The 15,965-nt window shown below is 67.9% G+C and carries 16 protein-coding genes and 1 tRNA gene; 13 read left to right on the forward strand and 4 right to left on the reverse strand.

Going from position 1 to position 15,965, the window contains the following annotated elements; all coding sequences use genetic code 11:
- On the forward strand, window positions 1–359 hold a 359-nt coding region (locus CCN42_RS17235), incomplete at its 5' end, for an NAD(P)H-binding protein (RefSeq protein WP_158102098.1).
- Between the two features lie 21 nt (window positions 360–380).
- Here the strand turns inward: CCN42_RS17235 and CCN42_RS17240 are convergent.
- The 3 genes from CCN42_RS17240 to CCN42_RS42590 form a co-directional block, all read right to left on the reverse strand.
- Complete coding sequence (locus CCN42_RS17240; RefSeq protein WP_086736756.1) at window positions 381–593, reverse strand: hypothetical protein; 213 nt, start codon at window positions 591–593, stop codon at window positions 381–383.
- Window positions 594–628: 35 nt separating this feature from the next.
- The gene (gene fxsT, locus CCN42_RS17245) at window positions 629–3,529 is read right to left on the reverse strand and encodes an FxSxx-COOH system tetratricopeptide repeat protein (RefSeq protein ID WP_086736758.1); all 2,901 of its coding nucleotides are present in this window, start codon (window positions 3,527–3,529) and stop codon (window positions 629–631) included.
- A 205-nt stretch (window positions 3,530–3,734) separates the two neighbouring features.
- A tRNA-Tyr gene (locus CCN42_RS42590) sits at window positions 3,735–3,829 on the reverse strand.
- A gap of 221 nt (window positions 3,830–4,050) precedes the next feature.
- Here CCN42_RS42590 and CCN42_RS17250 point away from each other — a divergent pair.
- Entirely contained in the window at window positions 4,051–6,288 is a 2,238-nt protein-coding gene (locus CCN42_RS17250) for an nSTAND3 domain-containing NTPase (protein WP_086736760.1), read from the forward strand.
- A 132-nt stretch (window positions 6,289–6,420) separates the two neighbouring features.
- A complete protein-coding gene (locus CCN42_RS17255) occupies window positions 6,421–7,209 on the forward strand; it encodes an NUDIX domain-containing protein (RefSeq protein ID WP_086736762.1) in 789 nt (262 codons plus the stop codon).
- On the opposite strand, the gene CCN42_RS17260 is transcribed toward CCN42_RS17255, so the two are convergent.
- Complete coding sequence (locus CCN42_RS17260) at window positions 7,193–8,323, reverse strand: helix-turn-helix transcriptional regulator (RefSeq protein ID WP_483883542.1); 1,131 nt, start codon at window positions 8,321–8,323, stop codon at window positions 7,193–7,195. The two genes, CCN42_RS17255 and CCN42_RS17260, sit on opposite strands and share 17 nt — an antisense overlap.
- A 797-nt stretch (window positions 8,324–9,120) precedes the next feature.
- Here CCN42_RS17260 and CCN42_RS17265 point away from each other — a divergent pair.
- The 10 genes from CCN42_RS17265 to CCN42_RS44505 all read left to right on the forward strand — a co-directional run.
- Window positions 9,121–9,309: a hypothetical protein gene (locus tag CCN42_RS17265; protein WP_086736764.1), complete on the forward strand. Its 189-nt coding sequence runs from the start codon at window positions 9,121–9,123 to the stop codon at window positions 9,307–9,309.
- Window positions 9,310–9,397: 88 nt separating this feature from the next.
- On the forward strand, window positions 9,398–9,664 hold the full coding sequence (locus CCN42_RS17270; RefSeq protein WP_086736765.1) for a DUF6284 family protein: 267 nt from the start codon (window positions 9,398–9,400) through the stop codon (window positions 9,662–9,664).
- The gene (locus tag CCN42_RS17275) at window positions 9,661–9,942 is read left to right on the forward strand and encodes a DUF6303 family protein (RefSeq protein WP_086736767.1); all 282 of its coding nucleotides are present in this window, start codon (window positions 9,661–9,663) and stop codon (window positions 9,940–9,942) included. The genes CCN42_RS17270 and CCN42_RS17275 overlap by 4 nt, the downstream gene beginning before the upstream one ends.
- Entirely contained in the window at window positions 9,939–10,799 is an 861-nt protein-coding gene (locus tag CCN42_RS17280; protein ID WP_086736769.1) for a protein spdB, read from the forward strand. The genes CCN42_RS17275 and CCN42_RS17280 overlap by 4 nt, the downstream gene beginning before the upstream one ends.
- Entirely contained in the window at window positions 10,799–11,149 is a 351-nt protein-coding gene (locus CCN42_RS17285; RefSeq protein ID WP_086736778.1) for an RRQRL motif-containing zinc-binding protein, read from the forward strand. The genes CCN42_RS17280 and CCN42_RS17285 overlap by 1 nt, the downstream gene beginning before the upstream one ends.
- Window positions 11,146–11,463, forward strand: a complete 318-nt coding sequence (locus CCN42_RS17290; protein ID WP_086736771.1) for a hypothetical protein — start codon at window positions 11,146–11,148, stop codon at window positions 11,461–11,463. Before CCN42_RS17285 ends, CCN42_RS17290 begins: the two co-directional genes overlap by 4 nt.
- A 102-nt stretch (window positions 11,464–11,565) precedes the next feature.
- Window positions 11,566–13,683: an FtsK/SpoIIIE domain-containing protein gene (locus CCN42_RS17295; RefSeq protein ID WP_086736773.1), complete on the forward strand. Its 2,118-nt coding sequence runs from the start codon at window positions 11,566–11,568 to the stop codon at window positions 13,681–13,683.
- 207 nt (window positions 13,684–13,890) lie between these two features.
- A complete protein-coding gene (locus CCN42_RS17300) occupies window positions 13,891–14,343 on the forward strand; it encodes a hypothetical protein (protein ID WP_086736775.1) in 453 nt (150 codons plus the stop codon).
- Between the two features lie 92 nt (window positions 14,344–14,435).
- On the forward strand, window positions 14,436–15,713 hold the full coding sequence (locus CCN42_RS45640) for a DNA cytosine methyltransferase (RefSeq protein ID WP_086736780.1): 1,278 nt from the start codon (window positions 14,436–14,438) through the stop codon (window positions 15,711–15,713).
- Window positions 15,714–15,805: 92 nt separating this feature from the next.
- On the forward strand, window positions 15,806–15,965 hold a 160-nt coding region (locus CCN42_RS44505; protein ID WP_245877330.1), incomplete at its 3' end, for a bifunctional DNA primase/polymerase.

Below are 15,965 nucleotides of genomic sequence, written 5' to 3' on the forward strand. Positions count from 1 at the left end.
CCGTACGCGCGCGCGTACGGCGGTTCCTGGTCGTCTCCTCGATGGGTGCGGACCCCCGGCACGAGGGCGACGAGATCTTCGACGTGTACCTGCGCGCCAAGGGCGAGGCCGACGCGTACGTCCAGGGTCTGGACGCCCTGGACTGGACGATCCTGCGCCCCGGTTCGCTCACGGACGAGGCCGGTACGGGCCTGGTCCGCCTGGAGGCTCACACCGGCCGCGGCCCGGTCCCGCGCGACGACGTGGCCGCCGTACTGGCCGAACTCCTGGAGACCCCCGCGACGGCCGGTCTGACCCTGGAACTGGTGAGCGGTTCGACACCGGTCGCTGTGGCGGTGAAGTCGGTCGCGGGGAACTGAGCGCGCCGCGCGGCCGGTTCGTCAGAACAGCGGCAGCTGCCCCGGGATCTCGGGCACCACATAGCCGTCCAGCGAGGGCTGCACGGCCCCGAGTTGCGCCTGGCGTCGCGACCCGGGGCAGGACACCAGCCGACCGCTCCCGCGCGCGCCGGGCGGATCGTGCCGGGCGAACCGTCCGGCGACGACGGCGATGTCTCGGCGGCACTCGGGGCAGGTTCTGCGACGGGACGACATGGGATCAGTGTGCCGCGCGGCGCCAGAGCCCGGTGTCACCGCCGTTTACGGCCGAAGCGGCGTTTCTCCCTTCTCGGCTTGCCGTCCGTCAGCCGCTGGGCCTCGTATCTCCGACCCGCCGCGATCAGCACGGCAGCGAGATTCCGGGTGACCCGCACAGTGTCGGGGTGCTTGGCGCCGAGGACGCTCAGGGAGCGGGCACGTGTGTCCTTCAGGAGGTCGACGGCCTCCTGGTACCGACGGAGAGCGCCCAGGGTGCTGGCGAGGTTGTTGGCAGCCATGAGAGTGTCAGGGTGGTCTTCACCCAGAACACGGCGACTACGGGCGAGAACGTCCTCCTTCATCCGTCGAGCCACCGCATGCTCCTGCAGGTCGTCGAGGGTGCTGGCGAGGTTGTTGGCCGTGGTGAGCGTGTCGGGGTGATCCTCCCCCAGTAGACGGCGACGACGGGCGAGCACGTCCTCCTCCATCCGACGCGCCTCCGCGTACTCCCCCAGCCTCCCCAGGATGCCGGCGAGGTTGTTGGCCGCGGTGAGCGTGTCGGGATGATCCTCCCCCAGTAGACGGCGACGACGGGCGAGCACGTCCTCCTGCATCGGACGGGCCTCGGCCTGATCGCCCGACTCGCTGAGGGTTCTGGCGAGGTTGTTCATAGAGGTGAGGGTGTCGGGATGGTCCTCGCCCAGCACGCGGCGACGGCGGGCGAGAACATCCTCCTGCATGCGACGGGCCTGCCCGTGCTCCCCCAGTGCGCCCAGGGTGCCGGCGAGGTTGCTCGCGGAGGTGAGGGTGTCGGGATGGTCCTCGCCCAGCACGCGGCGACGGCGGGCGAAAACGTCCTCCTGCATCCGACGCGCCTCCGCGTACTCCCCCAAGTCACCCAGCGTATTGGCCAAGTTGCTGGCGGACTGGAGGGTTTCCGGGTGGTCCTCGCCCAGGACCCGGCGGCGACGGGCGAGAACGTCCTCCTGCATCCGACGCGCCTCCGCGTAGTCCCCCAAGTCACCCAGCGTGTTGGCCAAGTTGTTGGCGGACTGGAGGGTGCCGGGATGGTCCTCGCCCAGGACCCGGCGACGACGGGCGAAGGTGTCCTCGATGATGGCCCGGGCTTTCGCGTAGTCACCGAGGCTTGCCGTGGCGTGCCCCAGACGTTCGGCGCAGGTGAGGACATCGGGGTGATCCGGACCCAGGCCGGTGCTCCACGCCTGGTCCAGTGTCGTGGCGAGGTCGAGCGCGGCGCGTGACTGACCGCTCGCGAGCAGGAAACTGACGGCCTTCAGGAGCGTCGGGCGCAACGCCGTCCGGTCCGCGATCGCGGTGGTGACGTGAGGGGTGGCCAGGTGGACGGTGAGGGAGGACCACGTCGGCCAGTCGGCCGGAGCCTGCGGGTCGCCGACATCGATCGCGGCGAGGACGGCAGTGACGTCGTCCCGGACCGCCGAGACCAGGTCGGCGGTGGTCTGAGCGCGGAGGATGGCCTGCGTGAGGCGGTGGATCTGGAAGGTGCCGAAGTCGGTGCGGGCCAGTCCGAAGCGGCTGAGGTGCTGCAGGGCGTTCCGGAGCCACATCGGGTCGCCCGGGTCGCCGGGGATGGTGGTCAGCCCGGGGCGGGCCGTCTCCAGCCAGGCAGTGGGGACGGGCTCGGGGCCGAGGAAGGACCCGAGGCGGAGCAGGGCGGTCGCTTCGGAGTGACCGCCGTCCGTGAGGCGGGCGATGGCGATTCCGACGGTCGCGGCCAGCGGTACCGGGTAGTCACGGACGTCGCTCTCCTGGAGGAGACGCGCGGTGTTGGTGGCCAGGAGCCCGCGGTAGCGGTCCAGGGACATGCCGCTGCGCAGCACACCGGCGGCCTGGGCGAGGGCGAGCGGCAGGTCGCCTAGGTCCTGCGCCAGGAGGCCGGCCTCCTCGGTGGTGATCCCCGGGACGCGGGCGTGGAGGTAGGCCTGGGAGTCGGCGCGGGTGAACACGTCCAGGTGGCTGTGGTGAGCGATCCCGTGCCAGCCCGGGTTGCGCGAGGTGATGAGGACGTGGCCGGGGCCCTCGGGGAGCCAGGCGTCGATCTGGTCGGGCTGTTCGGCGTTGTCGAGGACGAGGAGCCAGCGGTGCCGCGTCCGCAGGTGCTGGAGGAGCAGGTGGGCATTGGCCTCGGTACCGGCGTCGGGTTTCGCTATGCCGAGACGGTCGGCCAGTTCGGTGTAGCGGACGGGCAGTTGGTCGGCCTGTTCGGCGTCGACCCACCACACGATGTCGTACTGGCTGGCGAACCGGTGGGCGTACTCCAGAGCGATCTGGGTCTTCCCGATGCCGCCCATGCCGTGCAGCGCCTGGACGACCGCGTGCTGGGCGCTGAGCAGCCCGGAGCGGAGCTGCACCATTTCGGTGTCGCGGCCGGAGAAGTCCGGGTTCCGGCGGCGTACGTTCCACACCTCGGGGGGGCCGGCGCTGCTGGGCAGCCGAGGGCGCTGCGCGTCGGGTTCCGCAGGCACCTCGGCCGAGGGGGCGCCGGGGAAGGCTGCCGGGCCGGTGGGGGCGGACGGTCCGTGGACGGCTTCGAGCAGGGCGGCGGTGGCGGCGGTCTCGTCCAGCCCGTGGAGATCGGTGCGCAGCCTGCCGGCCAGGAGGGCGGGGATGTCCTGGTCGGCCAGCGGCTCGATCACCACCGGGACGAGCCGTCCCCGGGCGGCCACGGTGGCCGTCCACTCGTCACCGGTCCAGCGCTCGGGGGCGAAGTAGTGCCGGGAGAACAGGGCGACCACCGCGTCGGCCCGGTCGAGAGCGAGGCTCATTCTCTGGACGAGGTCGTCTCCCGTGTGCCAGTCCCATCGGTCCAGTTCGACCTCGCACCCGGCCTGCTTCAGCTGCCAGCCGACCCACTCCGCCCAGGCCCGGTCCGGGCCCGCGTAGCTGACGAAGAGGCGCTGCGTGGTGTCGGTCAACGTTGCCCCCATCCCTGGTGATCGTCACATGCACCGCGAGCCATGGTCTCGCGTGCGGCGTGGGGAGAGGGTGGAGAACAGGAGATCGCCGGCCCGTCGGTGCCTGGCACCTTGTGATCTACGTCGGCGGGAGGTGCTGATCGTCAAGAGTGTGACAAAGGGCCCGTCACCTGCTGTTACAGGTGACGGGCCCTTCGTTCCCGTGTGGCGGCGCCAGGATTCGAACCTGGGAAGGCTGAGCCGGCAGATTTACAGTCCGCGCGACCTCGTGCCCTGACCTGCCGAGGGAGGTGGGCTGCCTCTCCGCGCCCCACCATCACCCCACAGGGCCCCGCCGTGCTCCTTGACTGGGCCTCACACGCCCCAGAGGGAATGTGGCCCTCCTCGTTGAGAGGCCGCCTGCACGGGCAGGATCACATCGCGTGACGACCGCCCCGATTCCCCTCATACCCCTTCCAAGCACTCACCATTTCACTAAGATTGGTCTTTCCTGCGTGTGACGACCTCACAGGAGAGCCGCGGTGCACCCGATCGACTTGCAGAAGCTATCTGACTTCGACTTTGAGAATCTATGCAGGGACATTTTCACAAAACTCCTCGGTGTCAGCCTGGAGTTATTTACCCCTGGCCCGGATGCAGGAGTTGACTTGCGACACTTGGGCGCGAATGGGGAGAAAGTAATAGTCCAGTGCAAGCATTGGATGCGAAGCGGTCGAACCAAATTCGTGTCCCACATGCTTGATGTCGAGTTGAGCAAGGTACGCAAGCTAGCGCCCACTCGGTACATCATCGCAACCACCGTAGGAATGACCCCGCAAGCCAAACAAAAGCTCTATGATGCTTTTAAACCCTACCTGCGAAGCACCGAAGATATTGTTGGGGTCGATGAAATTGCGTCGACACTGAGAAACAATCCAGAGATCATCAAGAAGCACATCCGGCTATGGCTTAACGACGCAACCGTGCTGGAGGCATCACTCAACAGAAACATTATTTGGAGATCGCAACATCTTGCCGATGAGGTGCTGGAAACCTTGCGAACCTACGTGCCAAGCCGCAATCTGCAGCAGGCAATGGGAATTGCAGAGGAAAACCACGTATGCGTCTTGGCAGGCCCGCCGGGTGTAGGCAAAAGCACCTTAGCGCAAGTACTCTGCGCCTACTACGCATCCCAATCATTCGAACTGATCGAAGTGTCAGAAAACATTGAGGATGCATTTCGAACATGGGACAAAAACGCCCGCCAGGTGTTCATCTACGACGACTTCCTCGGTCAAAGTTCACTGCATGAGAAATTGCACAAGAACGAGGATAGCCGCCTACTTTCAGCCATCGCTAGGATTCGACAGGATCCCAACAAAAGACTCATATGCACAACGCGCACTTACATCCTAAATCAGGCACGACAGAGGTACGAGCGGCTCGACAGGGCCGACCTGGAGCCGATCACCTTTACTGTAAATCTTGAGGGCTTCACGCGCGAGGAGAAGGCTAAGATACTTTACAATCACGTATTTTGGTCGAAGTGGCCACAAAGAGCCAAGGAGGACTTTGCTCACCCGGAGTCCTATCGCCCAATTCTGCGCCATGCGAACTTCAATCCACGAGCAATCGCGAACGTACTGGCGACTGACTTTGATCCGGACTTCGGGGATCCGGCAGAACAGGTACTGGCCAGCCTGGACAACCCTCTGTCACTATGGGAACACGTCTTCGATAATCAGCTATCGGACGCAGAAAGAATCCTACTCTCGCTACTTTTTTCGCTGGACTCCAAAGCTCTTCTGAGTCGCCTTCGACAGGCGTTCGCCAAAGCCGGAGCAGGGAACGACATTCAGTTCAAGAAGAGTTTGAGGATCCTTGAGGGATCGCTCGTGCGGATCTTCAGCGACAAAGGCTGTGATTGGGTCCAATTTAGCAACCCATCAGTCAATGACTTCATGTTGGTGAAACTGGCCAACGAGACAGGCCTCCTGCTGGATCTCTTGAAAACCCCATTCTCGTTTGACCAAGTCGCCAATCTATGGGACGCCCACACCGGTCCATGCGACGCTGAGGTCCCCGCAAAAATCGACTTGCAGCCCTATGCAGCAGAATTCGAACGAGCGGCCTTGGCAACTTTTTGGCAGACCGAATCAACAGACCAAGATCTAGTTCGGCGCATTGGGGTATGCTTGCGAATTGCAGAAAAACTTGATGTACCTCAGCTGGAAAAAGCTGCGGTTGAGGCCCTCGGTATCCCGGGAAGGCTCTACGGCGCAACCCACCTGGATGACATTGCCCACTTGCTTCAACTGGCTAGTCGATCCCGCAATGTAAGACTTCGCGCTCGATACAGGGAGCTGCAGTGGGAGGGCCTGACAGCACTTTTCAATAGAGACCGCAGGGAGTGCGGACTTTTCCGGGCTGCCACCTACGCTTTGTGGCTTAGAGACCTCATTGACGAAGAGGTTCGACACGCAATTTGCGCTGAGGCAGACCAGTTGGCCGATGCCATGCTCGACCTTTACTGCTATGGTCCAGCAGATCCAGACAGTGAAACGCTCCGGTACGGATTAACGTACATGAGACAGTACAAGGATTGCCTGGAAAGATGGCCAATAAGTGCTGAGCTCTTCAACGAGCGCCACTACGAATCAATGGATTTCGGCGGCGACGAAGAAGGTGACGAAAATGAAGACGAAGTCGCTCAGATTGATCCGGAGTTGGTTGACGGTCACGTGTACTTCATCATGAGTTCTCTGCTCGTCGACACGTAACCTAAACAATCCAGCGTGCGTTGGCTGAGATCTCCGGGCACCTAGAACGATCACTTGGATGAGTATGCTGATGAGCAACCTCCGCCCGCTAAGCTGGTACGCACCACCTGAGGATCGGAGAGTGCTCTGCGGATGGGACCGAAGACGACCAAGGTGTACGAGGCGCTACGCGAACGACTCTCGTCGGGCGAGTACGGTCCCGGCGACAAGCTTCCTTCGGAACGTACGTTGGTCGAAGAGCTTGGCATCGGCCGGACTGCGCTACGGCAGGTACTCGCTCGTCTCGTTTCCGAAGGGGCTCTGGAGGTGCGGGGCCGCAGTTCGTATCGGGTGCCGGGCGCTGTGAGCGTCGAGCGGCCCCAAGGAGTGGAGCCATGGCGCATCCACGGTGAGCGCGATCTGTACGACAACCGATGGGTCAAGCTTCAGCTTTGGGACGTGGAACCGCCCGGCATGAAGTCGTTTGAGCACCACGTTGTGAGGCTTCACCACGTGGCCGTCACCGCTGTTCTGGACGACCAGGACCGCGTACTCATGATGTGGCGCTACCGCTTCGTGCCCCAACAGTTCGGCTGGGAACTTCCAGGCGGCATCGTCGATGCCGGCGAGGACCCGGTGGACACGGCGCTGCGGGAAGTGGTCGAGGAAACCGGGTGGCGTCCTAAGACGCTGGAACACGTCGTGAGCTATCAGCCCATGGTCGGCATGGTCGACTCACCTCACGAAATCTTCGTCGGCCACGGGGCCGAAAAAGTCGGTGAACCGACCGACCTTGAGGAAGCCAGCCACATCGAGTGGGTGCCCCTCGCAGACATTCCCGGCCTCATGGCCCGCGGAGAGCTGATGGGGTCCGGCACCCTCGTTGCCCTGCTGCACATCCTGGCCAACCGGCGCGCTCAAGGGATCACAGCCGCGCGCTGAGCATGTCGACACGACGGCGCTGCCGCACCGAACCGGTGCGGCCCGCCAGTAGCCGGGCCTGCCTCAGGTGCGTGTGAGCGTCGTCGTACTCGGCTCGCGTCAGGTGCGCTTGTGCCAGGTCCGTATGCAGTCCAGCGCGCGCCCGGACAAACGACGGATCCATGTCTTCCAGCGCTCCGTACAAGCGCGTGACCGCGTCGCCGTCACCGAGCATGGCGAGCACGTTGCCGTGCCACCGAGCAAGGTGGGTTCCGTTCAGGAAGATGCTCAGCATGTCGGGGTCCCTGTCGTCCGGCCCCGGCGGGATAGTGGCCAAGGCCGCATCGAGCGCGCGTCGGGAGTCGTCCGGCATGCCGGCGTATGCGCACATCTCCGCTTCGGCAGCGTGCAGCCACGCCCGCAACCGGGCGGAACCAGACTGGCCAACGGTGCGCCGCGCGTCGCGCACGAGGTCGACTCCGAGGGCTGGCCGACCGGCCTCACAGAGCACGTACGCCTGTTCCGCCATGGCGTGGGCGAGATACATCGGGGCTTCAGCATCACGCGCCGCTCGCTTCGCGAGTTCGTAGTGTCGCCAAGCCCGTTCGACCGCCCCGGAGTCGATGGCCTGCCACGCCGCGAGGGTCGACGCACCCGCGAGGGCGAGGGCGACAGGGCGGCGCGCAGACGGCAGCACGGCGAAGTTGAGCGCGTCTTCCAGTGCGGCAAGGTGCCCTGTCATCTGGTCGACCAGACCGGCCGCGCCCCTCTGCCTGTCCATGGTGCGGAGTAACTCTGTCTGGTCGTTGAACGCCTGAACCATGGACTCACCGACACTGCCGGCCGCGTCGATCCGGCTGAGTAGTTCGTCGTAGCCGTCGACCGAAGCGGCCAGCGGCGTCGGTGCAGCCCCCCTCAGCTCCGCGTCAGTGACGCCGAGAAGCTTCCGCAGAATGCCCGCGTACCGGTCCGAGAGCGTGCGCTTCCCGTTCTCCCACTCGGACACGTACACGCGCAGGCTCGCGGTGGAGGCAACGTCCGTGACGTTCCGCCGGGCGTACTGCTCGATTTCGCGAACCAGTCGCTCCTGGGACCAGCCGCGCGCCGTCCGCGCGCTTCGAAGTCCTGCGCTCACAGATCACCGTCCGACGGTCGAAGCCCTCACTGGCGCTCTCAGCATGCCGCACATTGCCGCAGGTCAACAGGGCTTAACAGGACGGATGTTAAGCGCTGTTGGCTACCGGCAGCCCTGCTCTGAGCGGTCTTCTGGAGAGGCACCGCAGGGAGCGAACGCCACCCGAAATGGCGAACCACCTTGACTCTGGTGCGCACCAGATGCAATCTACTGGTGCGCACCAGATACGGAGCTGGCTTCGGTCCCTGGTGCGCGGAACGACCCCGCCGGTCCTGCTTACACGCGGTCTGTGCGGCAGGGGAGACGTAGAAGTCCGTCGTCTTCACGGATCGATCGGTGTCATCGGCTAAGCCGCTGGTCTGACCCTCGGGCGTAGACCCAGGGACCGGATCACAGGGACCCCGGTGATTGGGCTGCACCCGGTCCATGACACCCGCGAGGGATGGGAGCGCCGTTCAGCGAGTGACGACTGAGCGGCACGGCAATGGCGCGCCGTCGATGGGAGGCGGAGCAAGGCGCGTACGGAGCCGCGAGAGATCAAGTCGATTCCCCTGCGACGTACGGGGGTTCGGTGTGAACCGACGACAGACCTGGGGTGCCGCTGGAGTCCGGACCGGCCGGCGGCACCCGTTCAGCGTGCCGGTCCGCTTTCTGGTCTCGCAGTGCTGATGCTGCGTCCGGCTGCCTCTCCCGCCCGTCCGTCCCGCTCTGTGCGGGCCGTACGGGCGGGAGTGCGGGGAGCCGGGGCCCCTGTCCGGGCCGGTCTCCACTCCTTCCCCTTGTTTGAGAGGACTGCCATGCCGCGCTGGAGTTTCACGTTCACCGCGACCGTGACCGACCTGAAGACCGACGAGCGCGAGCAGATCACCGACACCGCGCACTTCGACTACCCGATCACCCGGGCCGACGCGCTGTCCCTGATCCGCCGGGAACTGCGCGCCCAGAACAAGCCCGCCCTCAGCCTGCGCATCACCGACAGCTACTGACCCACACTCCTTCAACGGCGAGCGGCCCCCGGGAGGCACCCCGGGAGCCGCGACGGGCCGTCCAACCTGTGAGAGGACACACGACCCAATGGACCACATCGTCACTGTTCAGGACGCCGTTACCGCGTTCGCCGACTTCATGGAGCCGACCGCCGCGGAAATGGACGCGATAGAGCGGGAGATGCCCGTCATCCTCGCGGACGTCGAGCTGCTCGACGCGCACATCGTCACCCTCGACCGCACGCCGACCGAGCTGGACAACCGGCGCATCCGCCGGGCCCGCCGCCGCGCGCTGGCCGCCCGTGTCGCTCTCCTCAACCGCGCCGACGCAAGCCTTCCCGGGGGTGCGGCGTGAAGACGCTGACCGCGCAGATGTCAAGCGACGGCAGCGCCTGGCGCCTGTATGTCGTGCTGTACGGCGAGACAGAGTGGCCCGCCTTCCGGTGGGAGCGCACGAGGCCCGTGCCCACCGGGGCGGAGCGCCGGGCCGCGCTGGCCGCCCTCGGATACGAGGTGGCGCCGGGCGCGGCGTGGTCCTGGATCGAGGACAGCCGGAAGCCCGAGGACGACAGCACGCCGGTCGTCCTGATCGCGGCCGTGGACGTGCGCGAGCAGGAAGGGGCCATCGCATGAGGGCAAAGACCGTTCTGCCGGCCGTCGCGATGACGGCCGTGTCCATGGTGCTCACCCTCGCGGTAGTCGTGATGTGGCTCGGTCCGGTCATGCCGTGGCTGGTCGCCCTGGTCGTCGGTCTCGGGATCGACGGGGGATGGCTGGCCACCCTCGCCTACGAACGCCGCCTCGCCGCACAAGGCGACCACAACCGGGCCGTAACCGCCGTCGGCTGGTCCTTCGGCCTTCTCGCTTCCGGTGTCCTGGTCGCCCACGCCCTCACGGCCGAGGAGTCCGCCGGGGCGTGGCTGGCCGTAGCTTGGCTGCCGATCGCGGCCAAGGCCCTGTGGCTCGTGCACGGCCTGTGGGAGCGCACCGCGCTCACCCCCGTCGCGCTGGACGCGATCCGCGGGATTCAGCAGGAGGCACGCGACGAGGCGGCCGTGGCCCGCGCCCGACTGCGGGCAGAAGCCGCGACCGAGGAGACGCGGCTGACGGCCGTGACGGAGGCCGGTGCCCGTGTCGCGCGCGTCCAAGCCCGGACCGCACAGACCCTTTCGGGGGCGTGGTCGACGCTGGAGACGGCCCGCGCGGGCGAGGAGACCGGCAGGGCGCTGACCAGCGTGACGGCCCGCGTCACACCCGGTGTCACGCCCCGCTGGGAGCTCCCGGTGTGGGGCCCGACCGAGTCGCTCACGGCCCGCTCGCTGGAAGCCGCACTCTCGCTCACCGATGAGGCACTGGACGTTCTCGTCGACGAGATCCGCAATAGCCAGACACCGGCACTCTCCTACCGAGAGATGGCCGCCCGGTTCCGGGCCGCCGGCCACTCCGCATCCGAGGTGCGCCTTCGGGCCGCGTGGAAGCGCGTGGCGTGATGGGGGCGCTGCCGGTGTTCCGGTGGCGCCTCGCCCCGGACGGCTACGCCACCCGCCGCCAACTCCGCGCCCTGGGCTTGCGGCCTGGCGGCCAAGACGTGGCCGCGCAGCTAGAACGCCCCCGCCGTCGGCGCGGCCCGCTGGTCGCCTACCTCTACCGCGTCGACCTGGCCGTGCCGGTCCGGCCCATGACCCCGGCCCGCAGGGCGGCGCTCTCCAAGGCCAACGCCGCCCGCCGCACCTGCCCCGCATGTCGGCGCGATGCCGGATACGTCATCCCCACCGCGCTGGGCATGTGCGTGCCCTGCGCCTACCCCGACCCGCACGGGTCCGATGGGAGCACCCCATGAGCAACGCCGACCTGCGCCGCCTGGACCGCGAGATCCGGGCGACCACGAAGAAGCTGGAGGCCGTGCGGCGGGGTGAGTTGTGGCCGCTGAACGGCCGCGAGCGCCGCGCCATGCTCCGCGCCGCCGCCGGTGGCGCCTACCGCACCGCACGGGGCCGCAGCACCGGCCGGGCGGAACAGCAGATCGAGACCACCGGCAGCGCCGCTGAGATGCGGCTGACCGCCGAGCTGAACGCGCTGCACGGCGAGCGACAGCGGCTCATCACCGAGGCCGCCCGCGCCAAGGCCGCCAAGAAGTCCTCTGGCTGGTGGTGACCAGCCCTCACCTGTACCGGGGTGGCCGCTCTTTCCACGGACCCGGCCACCCCGGCTCTCCTCAACAACCGCCCCACCGGGGCAGTCAGGAGCTCTCCCAGCATGTCTGAGAACGTCGTTCACCTCCACAAGCACACCAACACCCCGACGACCGTCGACACGGCCCCGACGGTGCTCACCGTGGTCCCGGACGCGCCGCCCGCGCGGCCGGTGCCGCTGTGGGTGCGCTCCGGCCGCGCGGTGAAGACCGCCGTCACGCACGAGCGCACCCGGTCGGCCGGCCGCGCCGTCGTCCGGCACGGCCTCTACACGTTCAACGGCGGCCGGATCGCCGCGCGTCGGGCGTGGGACGGCCGCACCGGCTCGCGGTATGAGCGGATGATCCGGGCGGCGGAGGCCGCGGGGAACCTGGAGGCGGCGGAGGAGTGGGAGGAGCGGTTGCAGCGCTTCCGCGCCGCCCGCCACCACCGACGCATGGACCTGCTCCACTCCCCGGTCGACGCCGCCAAGGGCGTAGCCGTCGGCGCCGGCATGAGCGTCGGTGTGCTGGTCGCCCTCGGCGTCGTCCTCGCCATCAGCACCGGCCAGGCCACCGACGTGGTCACGCCGCTGACCGCGACCGTCGACTTCATCGCCTTACTGATCCGCATCGTGCAGGTCGTATGGGGCCCTGCGGTCACCATCGGCCCGTTCCTCGCGCTGCTGGCCCTGTGGTCGGTCGGACGCAAGCAGCACGCCGCACCCCAGTGGGCACTCCCCGCGAACGTCCGCTCGGGTGAGGGGGAACCGATCACGCCGTCCATCGTGGTCAAGGCCCTGCGCGACCTCGGCGTGCCCGCCCTCGCGCGGGCCATCAAGGAGATGGGCGACGCAGGCGCGTCCATGCTCGGGCCCATCACCATTGCCGGGTGCGGCGTGGAAGTCGATGTGACGCTTCCCTCGGGGGTGTCGACGAACGAGGTCCAGAGCAAGCGGCGCAAGCTCGCGGAGAACCTGACGCGGCACGAGCACGAGGTGTTCATCACGATCCCGCAGGCCGCCCGCACGGTGCGGCTGTGGATTGCCGACTCCGGGGCGCTGGATGAGCCGATCGGCCCGTCGCCGCTGGTCACCGACGAGACGATGACCGCCGACTACAAGAAGGGCAAGGCCCCGTGGGGGCAGGATCTGCGCGGCGACGCCGCAGCCCTCTCCCTCTACCAGCGCCATCTCCTGATCACCGGTCTGTCCAACCAGGGCAAGACCGTGGCCCTGCGCTCCCTCGCGTTGTGGCTGTCGCTGGACAAGTCGGTGCAGTTCCTCATGGGCGACCTCAAGGGCGTGGGCGACTGGGCCATGTTCGACGGCCTCGCCACAACCCTCATCCAGGGACCCACCGATGAGCACGTGATCCAGGTGACCGAGATGGTCGAGAGCGCGGTGGACGAGATGAACCGCCGCATCCAGGCCGCGCCCGGCACCGTGTTCCCGCCGCTCATCGTGCTCGTGGACGAGGCGCAGGTGGCGTTCATGTGCCCGGCCAAGGACGAGGACAAGCGCCCCTACGGCGGGTCCAAGGCCAACTCCCGGTACTTCATGGCCGTCCGGAAAATTCACAACCAGGGCCGTGCGGTGAACGTGCTGATGTGGCAGGGCACCCAGGACCCGACGAACGAGAACCTGCCCAAGCTCGTGCGCGAGGGCGCCCACACACGTGCCTCCCTCGCCCTCGGTACCGAGTCGCAGGCCCGCATGGCCCTGGGGGACAAGGCCGTCGACGGCGGCGCCGCTCCCAACCTGCTGCGGCCCGGTCTGGACCGGGGAACGCTGGTCGTCGCCTCCGACGGCATCACCATCCCGGCCGGACAGTCGTCCATCACCGTGCGCACGCACTACATCGACGACGACGCCGCCACCGCGATCACCGACCGGGCCAAGGCCCTGCGCGACGGCGTCACCACTCTGCACGCCATCGAGCGGAGCGAGGAGCGTGACCCGCTCGCGGACATCGCCGCCGCCATCGGCGACGCACCCCGCGTCCGCACCAAGGATGTCCTGGCGCGGCTCGCCGCACGGAACCCGGGCGCCTACGGCGGCTGGTCGTTCATCGACCTCAAGCGCGTCCTGGACGACGCCAGCGCCGAGCCGTACAAGTCCGACGGCGTCATGGTCGTCTCCCGCGACCGCGTCGCCCGCGCCCTCGCCAACCGCGACACCGACGATTCCGCTTCCGCCTCCTGACGCCAGGGAGCCGACCGCGTGCGGGACAGGGAGGCAGGGAGAACTCCCTGACCACCTCCCTGACCCGCCTCCCTGGCACTGACCTGCACGAATGATCGTTCAGGGAGTCAGGGAGGCACGCAGGTCAGACCCTCAAAACACCCCTCCGCACGGCACCCCCAAGGGGGTGCCGCCGCCTCCCTGGCCATCGGCCGGAAGGGATTCCGCATGTACCCCGACCACGCCCCTCAGCGGGCCGTGGAAGTCCACCAGCCCACCCCGATACCGCCCCCGGTCGTCCACTCCGCGCCGGTCGTCCCGGTGCAGCCGGGCACCGTGCCGGCCGTGGCGAGCATCGTCCTCCCCGACGGCCGCGTCGTCACCGGCTACGCCGTCGAACCGGCCCGCCCGGAGCCGGTGGCGGCCAAGCCAGCCGTCTCCCGCACGGCGGTGAACGTCGCCCTCGGAGGCGTCGGCTTCCTCGCAGTGTGCGGCGGACTGCTGCTGCTCACCTCGTTCATCGCCGCGCTCACCGCGTTCATCGGTCAGCTCATCATCCTCGCCGCCGTCATCTTCGGCGGATGGATCGCCATCCAGGTGCTCAGCACGAGCGGCCACAAGGGCGGCACCACCGTGAACATCCGCCGGGCGGTGTTCAAGCGCAACCACTTCCACGGCTAGCTACGCCAAGGGCGGCCCCCAACCTCACGCCAATGAAACCGGGGCCGCCCTTGCCCAACCAGTCCGCAACGAACCCGTTGGAGGCCTCCAGCATGACCCATCACCCCGCCGTGCCGCCGGACGGCGGCAACATCAGTCTGTGCACCGGTTCCGGTGCGCTGGACCTGGCCGTGGAAGCCGTCACCGGCCTGCCTACGGTCGCGGTCGCCGAGAAGGACCCGGCCGCCTCCCGGCTGCTGGCCGCCCGCATGCCCGGGGCCCGCAACCTGGGCGACGTCACGGCCGTCGACTGGGAGGCGGTCGCCGACTTCATGCCCCGCCCGGCGGCACTGACCGCCGGCTTCCCCTGCCAGGACATCTCCAACGCCGGACCTCGGGGAGGAATCGCCGGTGACCGCTCCGGACTCTGGAAAACCATCGCCCACGCCATTCGCCACCTTCGACCCCGACTCGTGTTCCTGGAAAACGTCGCCGCCATCCGCAGCCGGGGACTCGACGTCGTCGCCGCCGACCTGGCCGCGTGCGGGTACGACGCACGGTGGATGTGCCTACGCGCTGGAGATCCCGAAGTCGGAGCCTGCCACCGGCGCGACCGCTGGTTCGCCGCCGCCTATCCCGCTGCTGAAGACCCCCACCTCACAGCTCGGGCGCAACGGCGGACCGCAGCACCCGGACAAGCGCAAGGCGGGCGGACACGGGCCCACGCTGGAGGACGAAGTGGTCTTCTTGCTGCCCCCGACGGACGCATGAGGCTGCTGCCCACCCCGGCCGCCGCCGACGGAACCGGCGGCCCCGGCACCTCCCCCAAACGGCAGGGCGGCATGAACCTGCGCACCGCCGTCACCCTGCTGCCCACCCCCGCCGCCCGCGACTGGAAGTCCGGCGCCTCCAACCTGATCGGCACCAACTCCCGCCCGCTGAACGAGGTGGTGGTCAACCTGCTGCCCACCCCCAAGGCCTCCGACGGACCACACGGCGGACCCAACCAGCGCGACACCGCCGGGAACTACTACCTCCCCGGCCAGGCCGTCCGCCTGGACGGCCGGTGGGTGGCCACCAACGGCACCGACTACGGGCCCGCCATCCGCCGCTGGGAGCAGGTGCTGGGCCGTCCCGCACCGGACCCGACCGAACCGGGCACCAAGGGAAACCGCCGCCTGTCCCCCGCCTTCGTGGAATGGATGATGGGCGCCGATCCCGGCTGGGTGACCGGCACGGACCTGGGCCTGTCCCGCTCCGACCAGCTCAAGATCCTCGGCAACGGCGTCGTCATCCACCAGGCCGCACTCGCCTATCGCGCCCTGCTCGCCGTCCCCGCGCCCGAAGCCGCGGACCCCGCCCCGTCCCAGCTCACCCTCGACATCGCCTGACCACACCAAGGGCGGCCCCCAACCTCACGCCAATGAAACCGGGGCCGCCCTTGCCCAACCAGTCCGCAACGAACCCGTTGGAGGCTTCCAGCATGACCCAGGACCCACGCTCAGCGCTGCTGCGCGCGGCACTGGACGCCGCGGATCTCGGCTGGCACGTCTTCCCACTCCGCCCCGGCACCAAGCGGCCCGCCCTGCACGGCGAGAAGACCTGCACCGGCACCGGACCGTGTGCCGGTGCAGGTCTTCTCG

Origin of the sequence: Streptomyces glaucescens (assembly GCF_002154375.1) — a bacterium.
Lineage (GTDB): Bacteria > Actinomycetota > Actinomycetes > Streptomycetales > Streptomycetaceae > Streptomyces > Streptomyces glaucescens.